At 51.7% G+C, this 18,521-nt stretch carries 14 protein-coding genes; 10 read left to right on the forward strand and 4 right to left on the reverse strand.

The genetic code is table 11. From position 1 onward, the window contains the following. The first annotated feature begins 1 nt into the window (after position 1). The 8 genes from ftsA to NQF89_RS03145 all read left to right on the forward strand — a co-directional run bounded on the left by ftsA (position 2) and on the right by NQF89_RS03145 (position 10,854). Positions 2-1,321, forward strand: coding sequence for a cell division protein FtsA (ftsA, locus tag NQF89_RS03110; RefSeq protein ID WP_155573348.1), 1,320 nt, complete (start codon positions 2-4; stop codon positions 1,319-1,321). Between the two features lie 129 nt (positions 1,322-1,450). Beyond that, positions 1,451-2,887, forward strand: a complete 1,437-nt coding sequence (ftsZ, locus tag NQF89_RS03115) for a cell division protein FtsZ (protein ID WP_155579433.1) — start codon at positions 1,451-1,453, stop codon at positions 2,885-2,887. Between the two features lie 12 nt (positions 2,888-2,899). Next, the gene (lpxC, locus tag NQF89_RS03120) at positions 2,900-3,952 is read left to right on the forward strand and encodes a UDP-3-O-acyl-N-acetylglucosamine deacetylase (RefSeq protein WP_266137477.1); all 1,053 of its coding nucleotides are present in this window, start codon (positions 2,900-2,902) and stop codon (positions 3,950-3,952) included. Then, positions 3,934-4,971 (forward strand): outer membrane protein assembly factor BamD, encoded by a 1,038-nt coding sequence (locus NQF89_RS03125; protein ID WP_230873287.1) that lies wholly within the window; start codon positions 3,934-3,936, stop codon positions 4,969-4,971. The genes lpxC and NQF89_RS03125 overlap by 19 nt, the downstream gene beginning before the upstream one ends. Before the next feature lie 128 nt (positions 4,972-5,099). After that, positions 5,100-6,836: a DNA repair protein RecN gene (gene recN, locus NQF89_RS03130; RefSeq protein WP_266137478.1), complete on the forward strand. Its 1,737-nt coding sequence runs from the start codon at positions 5,100-5,102 to the stop codon at positions 6,834-6,836. Further along, complete coding sequence (ligA, locus tag NQF89_RS03135) at positions 6,833-8,908, forward strand: NAD-dependent DNA ligase LigA (RefSeq protein ID WP_266137479.1); 2,076 nt, start codon at positions 6,833-6,835, stop codon at positions 8,906-8,908. Before recN ends, ligA begins: the two co-directional genes overlap by 4 nt. Positions 8,909-8,917: 9 nt before the next feature. Continuing rightward, positions 8,918-10,279 (forward strand): hemolysin family protein, encoded by a 1,362-nt coding sequence (locus tag NQF89_RS03140; protein WP_155573353.1) that lies wholly within the window; start codon positions 8,918-8,920, stop codon positions 10,277-10,279. Further along, a complete protein-coding gene (locus tag NQF89_RS03145) occupies positions 10,276-10,854 on the forward strand; it encodes an isochorismatase family protein (protein ID WP_266137480.1) in 579 nt (192 codons plus the stop codon). The genes NQF89_RS03140 and NQF89_RS03145 overlap by 4 nt, the downstream gene beginning before the upstream one ends. A gap of 1 nt (position 10,855) precedes the next feature. Here the strand turns inward: NQF89_RS03145 and NQF89_RS03150 are convergent, their stop codons facing one another. Then, positions 10,856-12,238 carry a glucoamylase family protein gene (locus tag NQF89_RS03150; protein WP_155579438.1) on the reverse strand — a complete coding sequence of 461 codons (1,383 nt, stop codon included), beginning with the start codon at positions 12,236-12,238 and terminating at the stop codon, positions 10,856-10,858. Between the two features lie 313 nt (positions 12,239-12,551). Here NQF89_RS03150 and glf point away from each other — a divergent pair, with 313 nt between their 5' ends. After that, positions 12,552-13,706, forward strand: coding sequence for a UDP-galactopyranose mutase (glf, locus tag NQF89_RS03155; RefSeq protein ID WP_155573356.1), 1,155 nt, complete (start codon positions 12,552-12,554; stop codon positions 13,704-13,706). Between the two features lie 6 nt (positions 13,707-13,712). Here the strand turns inward: glf and NQF89_RS03160 are convergent, their stop codons facing one another. Continuing rightward, positions 13,713-15,578 carry a glycosyltransferase family 2 protein gene (locus NQF89_RS03160; RefSeq protein WP_266137481.1) on the reverse strand — a complete coding sequence of 622 codons (1,866 nt, stop codon included), beginning with the start codon at positions 15,576-15,578 and terminating at the stop codon, positions 13,713-13,715. Between the two features lie 144 nt (positions 15,579-15,722). On the opposite strand from NQF89_RS03160, the gene NQF89_RS03165 reads away from it, so the two are divergent. Next, on the forward strand, positions 15,723-16,616 hold the full coding sequence (locus NQF89_RS03165; protein ID WP_155573358.1) for a glycosyltransferase family 8 protein: 894 nt from the start codon (positions 15,723-15,725) through the stop codon (positions 16,614-16,616). 109 nt (positions 16,617-16,725) lie between these two features. On the opposite strand, the gene NQF89_RS03170 is transcribed toward NQF89_RS03165, so the two are convergent. Continuing rightward, positions 16,726-17,367 carry a hypothetical protein gene (locus NQF89_RS03170; protein WP_155573359.1) on the reverse strand — a complete coding sequence of 214 codons (642 nt, stop codon included), beginning with the start codon at positions 17,365-17,367 and terminating at the stop codon, positions 16,726-16,728. A 111-nt stretch (positions 17,368-17,478) separates the two neighbouring features. Continuing rightward, positions 17,479-18,519: a glycosyltransferase family 32 protein gene (locus NQF89_RS03175; RefSeq protein ID WP_196424601.1), complete on the reverse strand. Its 1,041-nt coding sequence runs from the start codon at positions 18,517-18,519 to the stop codon at positions 17,479-17,481. Between the last annotated feature and the right edge of the window lie 2 nt (positions 18,520-18,521).

Raw genomic sequence — 18,521 nt, forward strand, 5'->3', positions numbered from 1 at the left:
TATGCCACACACACACCATCTTGCTCCCCTCACCCCCCATCCAGACCGTGCGGTTCTACCCATCCTCCCCTCAGAGGAGCAAAAAGGCTTCCTTTGGACCCCCGGCCTAAAGGCTGTCTTAGATATTGGCTCTACCAAAATTACATGCCTAATTGGGCAAGGGTTAAAGAATGGGGGGTTACGTGTCCTTAGTTGGGGCTGGAGACGATCCGAAGGTGTAACCTCTGGTGCGATTGTCGATACAAAACAGCTAGAGCGCGTCATCCGCGCTACAGTTGGCGATGCAGAGCGAAAAATTCACCGTCATATTAGGGATGTAACCGTCAATCTTTCCTGCGGGAAACCACGCAGCTACCATCTTGATGCCTACCTCACCCCCAATGGGCGCGAGGTTAATGACGCCGATGTCCACACACTTTACGAACAAGCACGCTATGAGGCTATGGAGCCTGACCGCCGCATCGTCCATGCCATGCCTCTCGGCTTCAACATTGATGATAGCGTCACCGTCCTCAACCCTTGTGGTCATCAATGTGAAAGATTAATGGGCAAGTTCCATATTATTGATGCCCAAACTGGCGTTCTCCATACATTAGATAACCTCCTCCAGCGGGCTGAACTCCGCGCTGTGGACATACTCTCTAGCCCCATTGCCTCTGGCATCGCGGTAACAGACCATGATGAACGCGACCTGGGTGTTACAGTCGTTGATATGGGGGCAGGCACCACAACCCTAGCCGTTTTTGCCCGTGGGCGTGTTCTTTATACACGCCATCTCCGGGTTGGAAGCCACCATATCACCAATGATATTGCCCGCGCCCTCACAATCCCTATTGATGCAGCAGAACGCCTAAAAACACTTTACGGTGTTGCCTATGCGTCTGCTGATGATGCTAGCCTCCCCATTGCTCTGCCTCTCCCCCATCATAGCGGCATCCGCCACATCACACGGGCTGATATTGTTCGTGCCATTGCTCCGCGTGTGGAAGAAACCCTAGAGATGCTCCGCCACGAGCTTAACGGCGCAGGGCTGGGCCACCCAGCAGAAGGGCCAGTCATCCTCACCGGTGGCGGGGCCTTGCTAAATGGGTTGGATAATGTTGCTGCGGAGATTCTCAACCGCCCCATCCAAGTCCGCCCCCCAACTGCTATACGCGGCTTGCCGCAATCCAGTCATCCCTCTATATGGGCCGGCTTCTCCACCGCAGCAGGGCTGTTGGCATGGTCAGCAGGGGCACGCAATAGCTTTTGCTTGGCAGACCAAAATGCGCCCCCCCGTGGGTTTGGTAAACGATTGGCAAGCTTACTGCGTAAAAAATGATAATTAGCGCAGAATACTCATATTTAAGGTTACATTTGGTACTATTAATGATAGCGTGCCAGCACTTTATAGCCGCTACACCATATCTGCGGTTCTTTTTTCTTTAACCCTAGCCGGAGCTTCATCGTTATGTCATTAACTCTGACACCCACAACCCCCGGTTTAAGTGCCGTCAGCCCGCCGCGCATTACCGTTATTGGGGTTGGGGGCGGTGGTGTTAATGCCGTCAATAACATGATCAGCGGCCAGCTCCGTGGGGTGAACTTCATCGCCGCGAATACCGATGCTCAACAACTTGCCCTCTCCAAGGCGGAGACGCGTTTGCAACTCGGCCCAACATTAACGCGCGGCCTTGGGGCGGGGGCTAAGCCGGAGATTGGTCGCCAATCTGCCGAGGAAGTGGAAGACGAAATCCGCCAACATCTTGAAGGAGTAGACCTCGTTTTCGTCACTGCCGGTATGGGTGGTGGGACTGGGACCGGTGCCGCTCCCGTTGTTGCACGCATCGCCCACGAGGCCGGGGCCCTAACCATCGGCGTTGTGTCAAAACCTTTCGAGTTTGAAGGGGCACGCCGCGGCCGTGCCGCCGCCGCTGGGATCGCTGAGCTAGAGAAATATGTTGATACTTTGCTCGTCATCCCTAACCAAAATCTCTTTGGCGCAGCATCATTTAACACCCCTTTAGTGCAGGCCTACGCTATGGCGGATGATGTCCTCTATAGTGGGGTCCGCAGCGTTACAGACCTCATGGTCGAAGCGGGCTACCAAAACCTCGATTTTGCCGATGTCCGCACAGTTATGAGCGGTATGGGCAAAGCAATGATGGGTATTGGGATAGCCTCTGCCGAAGAAGACGGCGAGGATTGGGCCATTACAGCGGCAGAGCGTGCTATCTCCAACCCTCTATTAGAAGAAACCTCTATTAAGGGGGCCCGTGCTTTGCTGGTCAATGTCACGCTAGGGCCAGATATGAGCTTGATCGCTTATAATCAAATTATGAATCTCATCCGCGAAACAGCGAATTGTGACGATGAAGAAATCAATAGTGGCTTCGTTGTTGATGAGAATATGCAAGGACGGGTCCAAGTTTCTGTCATCGCTACCGGCCTTGATGGCAGAACACACACTGCCCCTCACTCTGAGGAACCTGCTGCACCCGCTGCTCCTGTAGAGGCTGCCGCACCTACACACACACAAGATGACGCCCAACCTATCGCTGAAGAGGCCCCTCCTACCCCCCCCATCCATGAGGAAACCCCTGCCCCAGAACCCCGCAGCGAGGATGCCCCTCACCACATAGCCGGTAGCTCCGCCGCGCCATCGGCTCCCAATTATACCCTTCCCGAACGTGAACCCTTGGAGGTCTCACGCCTACAAGAGGACGCTCCGCAAACCGGCGGCGGTTTGTTTAGCCGCTTTTTCCGCAGCCGCCCTACCCCACCGACGGAGCGCAAAACCCCTGTAGCCCCCACTATGCGTGAGGACACCCATCCCTCTCACCCTACAAATAGTGAGGAGGATGACCTCAACATCCCCACCTATCTACGGCGTGGCCCCAAATCCTAAAGGGGCCACTCCGTGCCCCCCACTAACATCGTAGATGCCCCACATTATGGGGGGCAGATACTACCCCATAAAGGTAAGCATGATCCCGCGCAACAAACCACTCTAGCTCACGCCATCCATTGCCGTGGTGTGGGGTTACATAGTGGACGGCCCGTTACATTACGGCTATCGCCTGCGCCTGCTGATACGGGTTTACATATCCAGCGGTTAGACCGCCCCGATGCGCGCCCTTTTCGGCTTACATCGGGCTGCATTATGTCTAGCCCCCTTGCCACGGTTGCAGCCTCTCCTCATCAAAGCGACCTCCATGTCGCCACTATTGAGCATCTGCTCGCAGCCCTTCATGCGTGCAAAATTGATAACCTCCTCATCCAACTTGATGGGCCAGAACTCCCCATTCTGGATGGTTGCGCAGCGTCCTTTATCTTCTTGCTAGAGGCCGCAGGGCGTACATATCTTAACGCCCCACGTCACATTATTGCTGTCCGTCAGCCTATCTCTGTCGAAGGAGAAAACGGAGCTTATGCCCGCCTCCTACCCCACCATCAAAACCAACTTCATCTCTCTTTAAGCATAGACTTCCCTGCCCCCGCTATTGGCCAACAATCCTATGCGCTCACGCTTGATAAAAAGCATTTTAAACGCGACATCGCCTTTGCCCGTACCTTCGTAAATTATGAGGATATAGGCCGCCTCCATGCTCAAGGGCTTGCCCTTGGTGGATCGTTAGAGAACGCCTTAGTCATCCAACACGACCATGCGCTCAACCCCGGCGGGATGCGCCTTGTTGATGAATGTGTTCGCCATAAGATGCTTGATGCTATCGGCGACCTCTATTGCACAGGCTATAGCCTTGCCGCCCGGTTTGAGGCACATAAAACTGGCCATTCCCTCAATAATCAACTTCTCCGTGCCCTATTCGCCTCACGCGATAATTGGCAATTTGTTAAGGATTTCGCAACAATCCTTCCTTTACCTCATGAAAATATCGGGCTAAAGGACAAGAACACCCTTCCCCTAGAAAACTCCCATGCTATAAGAAAATCATGGTCAGCAGCATCCTAAACACACAGAATACCCGCTCTCGTTTCTATCTTTCGGCTTTTACAGCTCCTGTTCTGCTAGGCTTTGCCCTGCTCACGGGCTGCTCATCAGATGCCGATATTCAAGCGAAATTGCCACGCACCGCCGATGCCGAGACGCTCTATAATTACGGGATTGATGCCCTCCATGGCGGGCATTACAAACTCGCTAGTGCTGAGTTTGAGCTTCTGCAACAGAATTACCCATATTCCGGCTATACCGGTAATGCGGAGCTGATGGAGGGATACGCATATTACCTTCAAGGCGAATACGCGCTCTCTGTCCAGCAGTTAGAACGCTATCTGCAACTCCACCCCACCAGCCCAGATGCCGCCTACGCCTACTATCTGCGTGGCTTATGCTATTACGAACAAATCGGCGTTGTCTCGCGCGACCAGCTCGGCACGCTTGAGGCGATGGATGCCCTCCAAGAGGTCATTACACGCTTCCCGCAAACATCCTACGCGCGTGATGCACAATTAAAAATTGACCTCTGTCGCGACCATCTCGCTGGGAAAGAGATGTTCGTTGGTCGTTACTATCAGCGTGAGAAAGATTATCAGGCGGCTTACGGACGGTATCAGCGCGTTATCCAAGACTTCCAGACAACCAACCATGTTCCCGAGGCTTTGGAACGTCTTGTTGAGGTTAATCTGAATCTTGGCTTGCCAGATGAGGCCCGCCAAGCCGCTGCTGTGCTAGGTTATAATGCACCAGATAGCCGTTGGTACCATCTGGCTTATCGTAAGCTAAAAGCAAATCATCAACTTACACCGCAGATCCGCAAACCAGAGCCTCTGCGCAAGCAGCCGAAAGAAAAGCACCATCATGGCAAACATCATCATGATGCCGTGATGCCTGCCCCCGCAATTGCCAACCCTGCTAAGTCAGATTCTGTGATTACACAGCCTGTCTCAGCGACACAATCCACCCCTGTGGCAGCGATTGACATTCCACCAACCAATAACACTCCTGCCAACAAGGCAAAAAAAGGGAAATAAGCCTTAAAGTTAAGGCCAATAAGCCCGCAATCTTGCGAAATTGGCCTTAACGTCTCATATATCTGGCACTGCATGGTTTAAAACATCCAAGAGATGCACCATCTTTGCGAGGTTCTGGAGGCTGCATTATGCTCACACATCTCTCCATCCGTGATGTTGTCTTAATCGAGAAACTGGACCTCCCCTTCCATGCGGGGCTAACCGTCCTAACGGGGGAAACCGGGGCCGGTAAATCCATCTTGCTCGATAGTTTAGGCCTTGCTTTGGGGGAGCGGACCAATAGCCGCATCATCCGCTCTGGGGCAGAGCAAAGCAGCGTTACCGCCGTGTTTGAACTCCCCACTGACCATCCCGCTTATGCCCTCCTCCGCCAAAAAGACATTGCCTCTATTGAGGAAGGCGAGCCTATCGTCCTCCGCCGTATTGTCACGCAAGAGGGACGCTCCCGCGCTTATATTTGTGACCAACCAGTCGGCATCACTATTTTGCGGGATGTTGCCGCCTTACTGGTGGAGATTCAAGGTCAGCATGAACAAATGGGGCTGGCGAATCAAGCGGCTCATCAATCATTATTAGATGCATTCGGCGTTCCTACCACCTTATGCCAAAAGGTCGCCAAAACGTGGGATGAATGGCAACATGCCCTCCGTTCCCTAAAGACCGCTCGCCAAGAGATAGAGGAGGCCACCCAAGAGGAGGACTGGCTCCGCCAAATTGCAGAGGATCTCACCGCCCTCGCCCCCCAAGAAGGCGAGGAGGAAGAACTCGCCGCTCTCCGCGTTAAGCTCCAACAAGATGAACGCCGGGGCGAGGCCGTAGCCGCTGCTTTGGGTGAGCTCACCCCACGGGATCGCCGCTCAGCCACGCCAGCCAATGCCCTACGTGCGGCTAATCGTGCGCTCTCTCGCCTCTTACCCTCCCCTTTAGATCGGGAACAAGCCACTGCACAGGAGATTCCCTCTGCTCAGCAAGAGCAAGCGCAAGATGCCCTCACCGCGCTAGAAAAAGCCGAAGAATATCTCGCTGAGGCCGAAACCCTCCTCTCCCGCCTTGCAGTAGATACCACTGTCGATTCACGCCTTTTAGAAGAGACGGAAGAACGCCTCTTTACCCTCCGCGCTGAGGCCCGCAAACATAAGATAAGTGTCAGCGAACTCCCCAATTTTCTGGAAAATATCAATCAACGCCTCGCCTCGATTGAGTCCAGCACAGAGGCTCTCGCAAAATTAGAAGAACAAGTACACCAAAAGCGCGCCGCTTATGAGGCCGCAGCGCAAGAGCTTAGCATCGCTAGGGAAAAAGCCGCTCGCCAGATTGAAAAACGCGTTATGGCGGAATTAGCCCCCCTCAAATTAGAACGCGCTCGCTTTATTGTAGAACTCTCCTCCCTCGCACCAGAGCAATGGAACCGCCATGGGATGGAGCAGGTCGCCTTCCTCATTGCCGCTAACCCCGGCCAACCACCCGGCCCACTTGGCAAGGTCGCCTCTGGGGGGGAACTCTCCCGCCTTATGCTCGCTCTTAAAGTCGTACTCGCGGGGCGGTCCTCCCTTACAACACTCGTGTTTGATGAAGTTGATTCCGGCGTGGGCGGGGCCACGGCCTCAGCCATTGGCGAGCGACTTCATCGCGTAGCGCAGGATGTGCAGGTGTTGGCCATCACCCATAGCCCGCAAGTTGCCTCTCGTGGAGATTATCAACTCCGCATTGCCAAGCATGTAAAGCAAAACCACACGCAAACCAGCGCAACCCTCCTCAGTGAGGAAGAACGCCGGGAAGAACTCGCCCGTATGCTTGCGGGCACTACCGTTACCGATGCCGCCCGTGCGGCGGCCGATAGCCTTTTGGGACCCACAACACCATGACCACCCAAACCCCGGCCCAACGTTACGCAGAGCTTGAAGCTAAAATCGCCCGATGGAATGAGGCGTATCATGGCCATGACGCGCCGGAAGTCTCCGATGCTCTTTATGACCAAACCCGGCTAGAGCTTGTCATGCTAGAGGCTCGCCACCCCGAATTAAAACGAAAAGATGGTGCCTCTGCCCAGATCGGGGCTGCCCCTAACCCTGCCTTCGGCAAGGTCGAGCATCGCGCGCCTATGCTCTCGCTCGATAATGTTTTTAATGAGGAAGACTTCGCCCATTTCATCAGCAAGATTGGCCGTTTTTTAGGGCTTGATAATAGCCAAACTGATGCCCTCATCTTCATTGCAGAGCCTAAAATTGATGGGCTTTCCATCAACCTAACCTATGAAAATGGCCAACTTACAGTCGCCACCACCCGCGGCGATGGCACGGTTGGGGAGGATGTTACGGCCAATATCCGTACCATCAGCACAATCCCACAACAGCTTCCCGCCCCTTATCCTGCTGTTATCGAAATCCGGGGCGAAATCTTTATGAGCCGCGCGGCCTTTCTCGCCCTCAACAAACAACAAGAAGAACGCGGTGAGAAGCCCTTCGCCAACCCACGCAATGCCGCTGCTGGGTCCCTCCGCCAATTAGATGCTTCTATTACCGCGCGCCGTCCTTTAGGGCTTTTTGCTTATGGGATGGGCTATAATACGGGGCTTGATGTCACCACCCATACAGAATGGCTCGATCAGCTAAAATCATGGGGCTTCAGCGTTAATCCCCTCTCCCGCACCATCCATCATGCCAGTGATGTCCCCGCTTATGTGGCAGAGCTTGCTACGGCACGGCCTGACCTTGATTATGATATTGATGGCATCGTTTTTAAACTTGACGATATCGCCCTCCAAACACGGCTCGGCTTTGTAGGCCGTGCGCCTCGCTGGGCGATTGCGTGGAAGTTCCCTGCCGAACAAGCCATCACCCGCCTTAATGATATTGAGGTCCAAGTCGGCCGTACAGGGGCCCTCACCCCCGTGGCGCATTTAGAGCCTATCAATGTTGGTGGAGTCATCGTCTCGCGGGCTACCTTGCATAATGAGGATGAAATCCGCCGCCTTGATGCCCGCCCCGGTGACCTCGTCCAGATTCAACGCGCAGGGGATGTCATTCCCCAAATCGTGCGCGTTATGGATGCAGAGCGTCCAAACCGTGCCCCGCCTTTCCACTTCCCCGACCACTGCCCCGTCTGCCACGCCCATGCCGAACGTATAGGTGATGAAGCCGTACGCCGATGCAGCGGTGGCCTTACCTGCCCCGCTCAAACGGTCGAGCGACTCATTCACTTTGTCTCTCGCAAGGCCTTTGATATTGATGGCCTTGGCGAACGCAGCATTCGCAGCTTTTACGAGCTCGGTCTTGTTCGCCGCCCCGGGGACATCTTCCGCCTATATGAGCATAAAGACCGCCTCCAAAAGTTAGAAGGCTGGGGGCCGCAATCGGTCGAAAACCTCCTTAACGCGATTGAAGCCCGCCGCACCATCAGCTTTGCGCGGTTCATCTACGCCCTTGGCATCCGGCGTATTGGGGAACGTAACGCCCAGCTTCTGGCCCGCCATTATCACAGCTACCCCATATGGCATAAAGCTATGATGGCCGCGCAACAGCCTGATAGCGAAGAGCGCGCTCATCTTAGTGCCATTATGGGCATCGGCCCCGCCATTGCAGAAGAAATCGCCAATTTCTTTGAGGAAGAGCATAATCAAGAGGCCTTAAATGACCTCACCCCCACCCTCACCATCTCAGAGGAAACCAGCCCCACCCGCGGCGAAGGGGACGATGCCCCTTTAACAGGGGAGATTATGGTCTTTACTGGCTCCCTCACCACGATGTCCCGCCCGGAAGCCAAAGCCATTGCCGAGCGTCTTGGCGCGCAAGTAACAGATAGCGTCTCGCGACGCACCACGCTGGTTGTTTTGGGTGAAAAAGCAGGCTCTAAAGCCAAAAAGGCCCATGAGCTTAACATCCGCACTGTTAACGAAGCCGAATGGCGCGCGATTGCCGGGTTAGCAGGAGACGTGTAGAGACAATCCATGCCCACTATATCACCAACCCACCATCCCCTCCTGATGCTCACGACCGGCCTCATCGCTATTGTGCTGCTTATTGGGGTGTCCGTCCTCATCTCCCTTTCGGAGATTTCCTTCGCTGCGGCGCGCGAGACGCGTATGCGTGCCCTAGCCGAGGCCGGGGATAAACGCGCCCGTGCCTTCCTTCGCCTCCGCCGCAATAGCGGACAAGTGATGACGGCTATCCAAATCTGCCTCAACGCGGTTGGGATTCTCGGCGGTGTGATTGGTGATGCCCTCCTTACCGACCCCTTTGCCGATGGGCTTTGCGCGTTAGGTATGGCCGCCCCTTTAGCGGAGAAAATAGGCTCCTTCAGCTCCTTTATCCTCGTCACTGGGCTATTCGTCCTCTTTGCGGACCTCCTGCCCAAACGCACAGCGATGAACGCCCCGGATAAAATCGCCCTCGCTGTTGGATGGTTCCCCGCCCTTGTCCTAAAATTGCTTTACCCGGCTGTGTGGGTCTTTTCGCATATTGCAGACCTCATCTTAAAACTCCTGCGCATCCCTGCTACCGCCACGGTAGAGCCTGTCACACCGGAGGACCTCCGCGCCATTCTGGCCGCAGGTACAGCCTCTGGCGTGTTATTAGAGCAAGAACATCAGATGATTCAAAATGTCATGGCCTTACAGACACGCTCTGTGACCTCCGCCATGACCCCGCGTGATGAAATCGTCTATCTTGATGTCAATGAAAGCTTGGAGAGCCAACGCGATAAGGTCCGTGTTCGGCCTTATTCGCGCTATCCTTTATGTAATGGCTCGTTAGACCAAGTCATCGGCTCTATTCGGGCTGAAGATGTTCTCGTGGCTGTGGTAGATGAACCCGCCACTCTAACAGACCCGCAAAAAGCCCCTCCCAAACAAATCTTCAACATGCGGCGTGATGTTCTCTCCCTGCCCGATACGCTTAATCTTTGGGAGACGCTCGCGCAGTTCGATACACATGGGGCAGGTTTTGCGCTCATCTTTAACGAATATGGGCTAGTTGTTGGCCTCATCACCTATAAGGATATTATGGGTGCGCTCATGGATGGGCTTGCTAACCCATTTGAGGAACAAGCCATCGTCCGCCGTGATGATGATTCTTGGCTCATTGACGGGGCAGCCCCTGTTCTTGATGTCGTGCGGGAGCTTGATATTCCTCTCATTCTTGACCATGCCGAGTTTGATACAATCGGCGGCTTTGTCATCCACCGCCTCCGCCGTATGGCCCGCAAGGCTGATCGTATTGAGGTTGCAGGGTTCCGCTTTGAGGTAGTCGATGTCGAGCGATTCCGCATCAATCAGCTCCTCGTCACACGGATGAAGAAGGCCATTCCATGACGCCCTCTCTTGCCACACCGTACGGCACGGCCCAAGATGCGCTGCTCATTATCGATATGCAGCGGGACTTCATGCCCGGTGGGGCCTTGCCTGTCTCCGATGGGGATAGGCTCATCCCTCATATCAATCAGCTAACAAAGCTTGGCTTTCGTGCCGTCATCGCTACGCAGGACTGGCACCCGGCAGGCCATTGCTCCTTCACCCAACAAGGCGGGCCTTGGCCTATCCATTGCCTTGCAGGCAGCCACGGTGCCGCCTTTGTGGATGGGTTAAACCACAACCCTATAACCCATATCATCCGCAAAGGCACAGCGTTGGGAGCAGACTCCAACTCCGCCTTTTACGATGATACAGGCACATCCACCGGGCTAACCGCCCTGCTCAAAGGCTTAGGCGTATCCCGCGTCTTTCTCTGCGGTGTGGCGTTAGATGTCTGCGTATTCGCAAGCGCGCGCCACGCCGTGCAGGATGGCTTTACCACCACCATCCTCCAACACGCCTCTGCGGGCATCAGCATCACGCCTGAGTTTTTCGCAAAAGCCAAGCGTGAGCAGATTCATATCAGCAACCCCTAATTCACGGCATCGTCTCTTGCGGCTTCGAGAGCCATCCCCCCGTAAATCCGGCTTTCTCCAACCCTGCACGGATATAACGGTTCTTCCGCATCACCTTCCATACAAAGCCGCTGCGTAGATTCTCAATCATCAGCAAAATTGGCCCTTGATCAATACCAAGCTGCTGCTCATCCACCCAAAACCCATCCTTCGTCTCAAAACTTGGGTTAAACGCATCCAAAAAACCATATTGATTATAAATCCGCGCTCCGTAGCGTTCCTTCATCGCTTTTAGCGCGGGCAGCGTAATTTCCGGCGCAAACGCAACGGACCCACCTATGGCCGTTGGGGCAATCGTACCATCATCTAAGACATAATCGCGCCCCGCCCCACGGGCACTATAAGCCATAAAATGCCGCTTCTGCCCATCGACCTCACGCTCAGCCTCACCCGGCCCATCGGAGGCCGTTAAGCCCCAGATATTCTCATCATATCCCCGCCAATGGCCCGGATTATGCACGGCATAATCCCGCTGCGCATAAACAGCCTCACGGCTATTCTGGAAGTAATCATACCCGCGCTCACGGCTCGCTTTATCGCGAATATCACGGAAATCGACCCACGATTCGCTATATTGATGCCCAAATAATGGCGCGAAATTAAGGAGGTGATGCCCGTAAAACTCCCCTTGCTGTTCTTTATGCGTCTCCGTCCAACGGTCCCATGTTTCCGCTGGCAGAGCATGAGATGGGGCCCCTAACGCCATAACATACAGCATCAGCCCCTCATTATAGCCTTTCCATTCCGCAGAGAGGAACTTATCAGGCGGCATCCACCCCATGCTCAACCAAGAGCTTTTACCGCCTGTCATCCAACGCCAATTCACACGGCGATAAAGCTTATCCGCTAATGCCCGAATCTCACGCTCATCAGCATTATGTCCATCATAATAGGACTGGGTGAATAACACCCCAGCCATCAATAAGGCCGTATCAATACTCGAAAGTTCCGACCAATCTGCCACGCGCAAACCGGTCTCAGAATCTAAGAAATGATAGAAAAACCCACGATACCCCGCCGTCCCATTCACCGCGCGCCCTTGCGGTAAAGAGAGAAGAAAACGCAGCGTGACCAAACTGCGCTCCACAGCCTGCGCCCGTGTGATATAGCCACGCTCCACACCAATGCCATAAGCTGTCAAACCAAAGCCAACACTGGCAATACTCGCCGCCCCATGCGGCAAAGGCGCACGGTCTGGCACCAACCCATTGCGCGGATTCGCCGTCTCCCAAAACCAATTAAAGGTCCGATGCTCTACCTCCTCAAGGAAAATATCATGAGAGGAAAGAGAGGCCCTAGAGGACTGTACTGCCGAGGATGCCGCATAAGACGTTGAGGGGATCATACACCCTCCCCCCACACATGCTGCTATCCCTACATATAAGAAACGCCACACGAATGAACGTAAAACGACACGGGACTCCGTCATACTCTCTTATCCTCCCATCAAATCGCCTCTCTATGAAAAAACAAACCCCGCCACACCACAAGGACCAAATGGTCTCCCCCAAGGAGGAAAGGTATAAAATAAGATATATAATTATTTAATTAAATATAAACCATATATTAATGTATGATTAGACATATAATTTTTCTTCTTGAAGTTAAAAATATAGAGTATATTTTAAGTATTACGTTTTATTTATAGAAGGTTAATAATGAAGTTCTGCGTTATTGGTGCTGGCTTTAGCGGGACCATTATTAGCCGTCATCTCGCCCTACATGGTCATGACGTTCTCCTATTAGATGAACGCCCACATCTCGCAGGTAACTGCCATACATCGCGTGACCCGAGCAGCCATATTATGCTTCACCATTATGGGCCACATATCTTTCATACAGCCCATCATCATGTTTGGGAATTTATAACGCAATTTGGTACATTTCGGCCCTATATTAATCGGGTCAAAGCCATAGCTCAAAATCACGTCTTTTCTTTACCTATTAATTTGATGACCATAAATCAATTTTATAAAAAGACACTAAATCCTCAAGAAGCAGAACAATTTATCTATAATATCGCTGACAAAACAATCAAAAATCCTTCCAATTTTGAAGAACAAGCAATCTCCCTCATCGGAAAAGACTTATACAATACCTTCTTCCGAGGCTACACACGCAAACAATGGGGGATGGACCCTAAGGAGCTTCCTGCTTCCATCCTAAAAAGGCTACCAATACGGTTTAATTATGATGACAATTACTTTAACCACCCTTATCAAGGGATTCCAGAGCAAGGCTATACAGCCCTTATTAACTCTATGCTGCTCAACCTCCCTATAGACATCCAACTCAATACAAGGTTTGAAGATATTCCTTTCAAAAATCAATTTGACCATATCTTCTATACAGGACCACTTGACCGTTACTTTAACTATGCCTACGGCCGTCTACCCTATCGCACATTAGATTTTGAAAAATACGAAGGCCTTGGTGATTACCAAGGCACAGCCGTCATCAATTATTGTGATGAAGCCGTTCCCTACACACGCATCGCCGAGCATAAACATTTCACCCCATGGGAGGCACCACATCTTAAAAAGACCGTTTGGTTTCGGGAATATAGCCGCCTCGCTCAAGCTGATGATGCGCCTTATTACCCTATACGGCTTGCTCATAAGAGCCAAAACCTAGCCCATTACATCCAAAAAGCACGGGCGACCCCTCATGTGTCCTTTCTAGGACGACTCGGCACTTATAGATATTTAGATATGGATGTCACAATCAACGAGGCCCTTCAGGCCTGCCAGAAGATAGACCACGCCCTAAAGAGCGATACGCCTATCCCCAGCTTTTTTATAGACCCGTCCTAAAAGAGCTTAACTATGCAAGGTCAGGCTTCCAGCCCGCTCCATCGGAATAGTATCCAGAATATAACGCCACTCCTCCCGCAAGCGCGATGCGACATCAGCTTCCTCAATCATATCCAACAGATAATTCAGCCGCTCCTCCCACGCATAGCGGACGATATTTTCAGCATCTCGCAAGGCAGGTACACGGCGGAGACGTTCCAATTCATTCCGTGTTGCATGCTCACGCAATAAAATATTCTCATTTACCGCGGTAGATGTATCCTCAAGCTGCGTGATGTAAGAGTTCGCCCAATAATCAGCATAACGCTCAACACCGAAGGAAATCGCACCATCTAGCCCGCTATTACGCGCATATTTCCAAACCCATTCCACAATAGATTTAAAATAATAATGCGAGACATAGATTTTATCGAAATACCCGTGGTCAGAGAAAGCAGGGTCCCGCCCGATTCCCGGCGGTGGGTTGCGATATTCATGCAAACCGCCATTAGCCAACCGGTAAGTAAAGGAATCACCATGCCAAGCCAGTGGGTTATGCGGGCGTGATTGCAGCACGCTATGAGGCCGACAGACTGTCTTAACAAGACGCCATCCCTCACCAACACGTCCATGAGACACAATCACCCTATTACGCTGTGTCAGCGGGATTGTAAGGTCGGAGAAACCATTCTGATTCACTTCAGACGAGATAAACTGCCAATTAAGCGCGATAGCATCGGCATCCCATCGCTCCATGCCTTTTAAATAATCTTGTACCCTATCAAACATCGGCGATAATGTTATGAACTCATCCCCGTCAAGGATAAAGCTCCATTCATAATCCAAAATATCGGGCAAAATATTCAACGCATGTCCATATGCTTTTAACTGCGCTGAATCCCCTAACGAGACCTTATTATCAATATATGTGATGATACCTTCATTATGTAAGGCTTTTAACAAAGCATCAGATTGGTCATCATTATCATTACTATAGATAAAGAAATGCTCAACACCGATATTTCTATGATAGGCAATCCATTCTAATAGATAAATACCCTCATTGCGTACTGTGGAAAGCAGGCACACTTTTTTACGCGGCTGGATATGGCGGCGCATATAATGCACCAGCATTTGTAAAAAGCCTTCCGGGGCCCCAACCACACCGTAAGTCAGCCTTATATTACCCTCATCACAGACCAAAGAGGCGCGTGATGCAGGACGACCCTCATCATCCCACGCAACCAAAGCCTTAATAGCCTCGACCCAGAAGCCCTCTTTCACCTTCTGCCCCAAAGCCCCTAATAGAGCCTCATCCTTAAAGAGCAGGGCCGCAAAGGCGCGCATATCCGCCGCCCGCATGAAAGGAAAAACGGCATCCAGCACATGCTGGAGGCACGGCCCCTCATAAGTGAGAATCAATGTGCGTAATGCGTCTGGCCTCAAAGCTTGCCGGAAATGCCCCGCTAAGGCACGACCAAGCTCCAGCAAGCTCCCCTCAGGCTCTACTGGACAGAAGCGGAACTGCTCCCACCCCTTCATCTGCACGCAATCACCGAGGAGATGGTTAACACCCTTTGTATAAGACCATGCGTGCGTTGTGCAGAAACGCTCTTGTACAAAAACGCTCTCTAACCCCGCATATTCCCCACTTTCTACCGTTTTAATGCGGCGAAAAGGAATCACTGTGCCTTTATAGAGGAACTGATCCACCCATAGGACAGAAGGCATTGTACCTTCCTCCATAGGGGGCTCTGCTGTTAAGAATGCATAATCAGGCCATTGTGGGAATACCACACACAATAATGGGCGATAGAGTGACGTACCATCCTCTGCGCGCGAGACCATCTCATCACAACGCACATGGCACACCGCACCGTCTGCCTGCCTCACAGCTAGCCAGCCTCCGTGGGCAGTTTCCAAATAAAAAAAACTTCCCCGGTCTGCTTTCATGCCTGACAACCCTTCTGCATTCTTACCACACTAATCTCGCTTTTTTATCTTGGCACCTTTATCAGGTATTGGTATTGTTTGGCTATGCAGACATTACCTCTCCCATCGGCTGGCACCATTCCCATCGTTCTAGGCCTAAGCGAAAACTTCGCGCCTTACGCCTATACTACCATACAATCCGGGTTAGACAATATTCTTCCCGGGGTTCGTTTGGCCTTTTACCTATTCCATGAGGGGATGTCCGAGGCGGTGCAAAATATTGGCCGCGCCCTCTTTAACACGGACCGCTCAGAGATCCATTTCGTGGATGTCAGCGAGTGGATGAACAGGCATAATCCTTCTTACTTGGGCCATGCCTCGCGCCCTACTTTCTACCGCCTTGCAATCCCAGAGCTGCTGCATAATTTTCCGCGTGTTATCTATCTTGATTCTGACATCTTTATGCGGCGTTGCCCGAGCTTACTTTATTATTCCATCCATAAAGATGCCCAAATTGGGGCCACACGGGACCTTTTGATGATCCCTGCTCAGCATAATGGCTTCCGCCTCCCGCAAGAAGTCGCTGGGGGACCTCCTTTAATTGATTATCATCGCGGCGCGCTTGGGGTTCAAAACTCTGATGACTATTTCCAAGGTGGTGTGCTGGTTATCAATATCAACAAAATTACAGAGCATCAGGTCAAAGAATGTGGTGCATTATGTGGTACGCTCTTTTGGATGATGGACCAAGATATCCTTAATCGCATCTTCTATGGCCGTGTTTGTTTTATTCATCCCAACTGGGATGTTTGCTGGGGGCCGGGATGTGAAGAAGCAAGTGAGAATCTGCCCGACCATTGGCGCGATCTCTACCAAGAGACCTTAAAAGACCCATTTGCCATCCATTATACCGGCTTCCCTAAACCATGGAATGGATGGGATGGTCCTTACACCGATGATTACCGTAAAACGCTCGAACGCGTTATGGTACGCTTCTAAGATCTAAGACAACACCCCAGAGACATCATCTCTGGGGTGTTTTTTTTGCCCTTAACACCACCCCTTTCATAATTCCTTTAAAACTATGAAAGGGTATGTATCGCTGCAATCAGTCTTCCAACGGCACGTCAGAACGTGTCACTGTTAGCTTTATCTGGTCGCTCTCTGGGCTAAGCAACAGCACATCCACAGACTTACCCGGCGGAATCTCACCAATCTCAGCCAGCTTCTCAAGATTCCGAGAAAGAGCCACTTTATGCTCGCCGAGCCAGAAGTAGTTCCCGATATTATGGGCAACATCCGGCCATGTCAGGCCGCTCACCGGCTTACCATTAATCTTCAACTCAGCAAAAGAGCCATCAATAAAAATGGAGAAAGCATCCATCATGGGCTTTGTCAGAGGGATGAAACGTTCCCAATCCAACAGGTAGCCAGCATACCAGTGTGTATCTTCGTTGCTAGGGTTAATGGAGAGGAATGTCCCCGCAGCCCCTTGCGTTTGAAGCCCAACAATATGCTTACCAGCCTCCACAAATTGTGCCTCTGGTAAACCTTGAGGGATAGAAGATGTCCGGCGCAGCATTACACGTGACGGCGTTTGCACGGGCCAAGAAGAAATCATAAACAAATCAGGATATTCACACGGTGTCAGAAACTGACGACGCAAATCCTTCCGGTCGGCATCATAATTTAGAACATGGCCGAACCAATCCATAAGCCATACACGTTGCAAAGCATCAAAATCAGGCATAGACATTTCCTTCACTGGAGATAGGACATACGCCAACAGGCGTACACTCTCTTAACAGGCTTTACCAGAATCCTAACAAAACATCAAAAAAAGATGCGCACTACACTCCATTTATAATGCAGCGGGGTTCTGCACTATAGGTGAGATAGACGCAGAATAATGCACGCGACCTGTATGCTGCTCATGCCCGCCTCTCTCACCAACGGTTGTATATTCCACGCCGTTGCTTAAACTATGAATATGACGGACTGGTCCCTCGTGAGCATAAGCCTCAATCATACGCGAATACATAATAGGGCCTGTCAGCACCAACGTACCATGCCGCCCAGTCCCCTGCATATCCGGCTGATAAACCCGCAATAAACACATCACCTGATGGATAATACGCCGCATTAAAGGATGCCCAGACGCGCAGATGATATAATATTGCTCATACTCGCCATAGGTCATATGCTGAACTTCGGGATGTTGACGCGCCCCATGCCACCATTGCGAGACCAAGAAGCGATCCTCAGGCTTAATAATCGTACTAAGCGGTGCTGCGATAACGGATTTTAAATCCACATAAACACCACCTACCGCGTATAAACATAAGTACCGGAACAGGTCAGCTTTCGCCGCACCATAATCAGGATGAATAGCCTGATAATATTCGTAAACCTCCTCGCTATAATAATCCAAGAGGAACTTTTTTATGTCAAAAAACCCACCATCAGACCAATAAAAATACTCATATTCTGAATTTAAATGAATGAGCTGTGCGCGGTTTTCACGAAATATTTCGGGGTATTCTCCCGGATCACCCAAACCAATACCAATCTGATGAATATTCCTCTCAACCCCTCCATTAAGAGGCCGCTCGGCTACAGGGTCTGGAAGGATGGAAGGGTCAATCTCCTGAAAAATCTCATTCTTCCTTGGTGATGCAACATGCGTAACACTCATATCATGGGCAAAAGAGAGGCAACCCTTCTCTGCATGTTGAAAAACATACCGCCCATTTGCCACATACTGACGCACATAGCCTCTTGCTTCTAACTCCTCTTGCGTGAGGGGGTGTGCCTCATCCTTATCAAACCAAGAACATAAATGGCGTTGTACAATCTCCCCATCATGCAGGGCGATATAAGTCCCCAGATACCCAACGAACATGG

The sequence above is a fragment of the Bombella pollinis genome (assembly GCF_026385485.1).
Classification (GTDB): domain Bacteria; phylum Pseudomonadota; class Alphaproteobacteria; order Acetobacterales; family Acetobacteraceae; genus Bombella; species Bombella pollinis.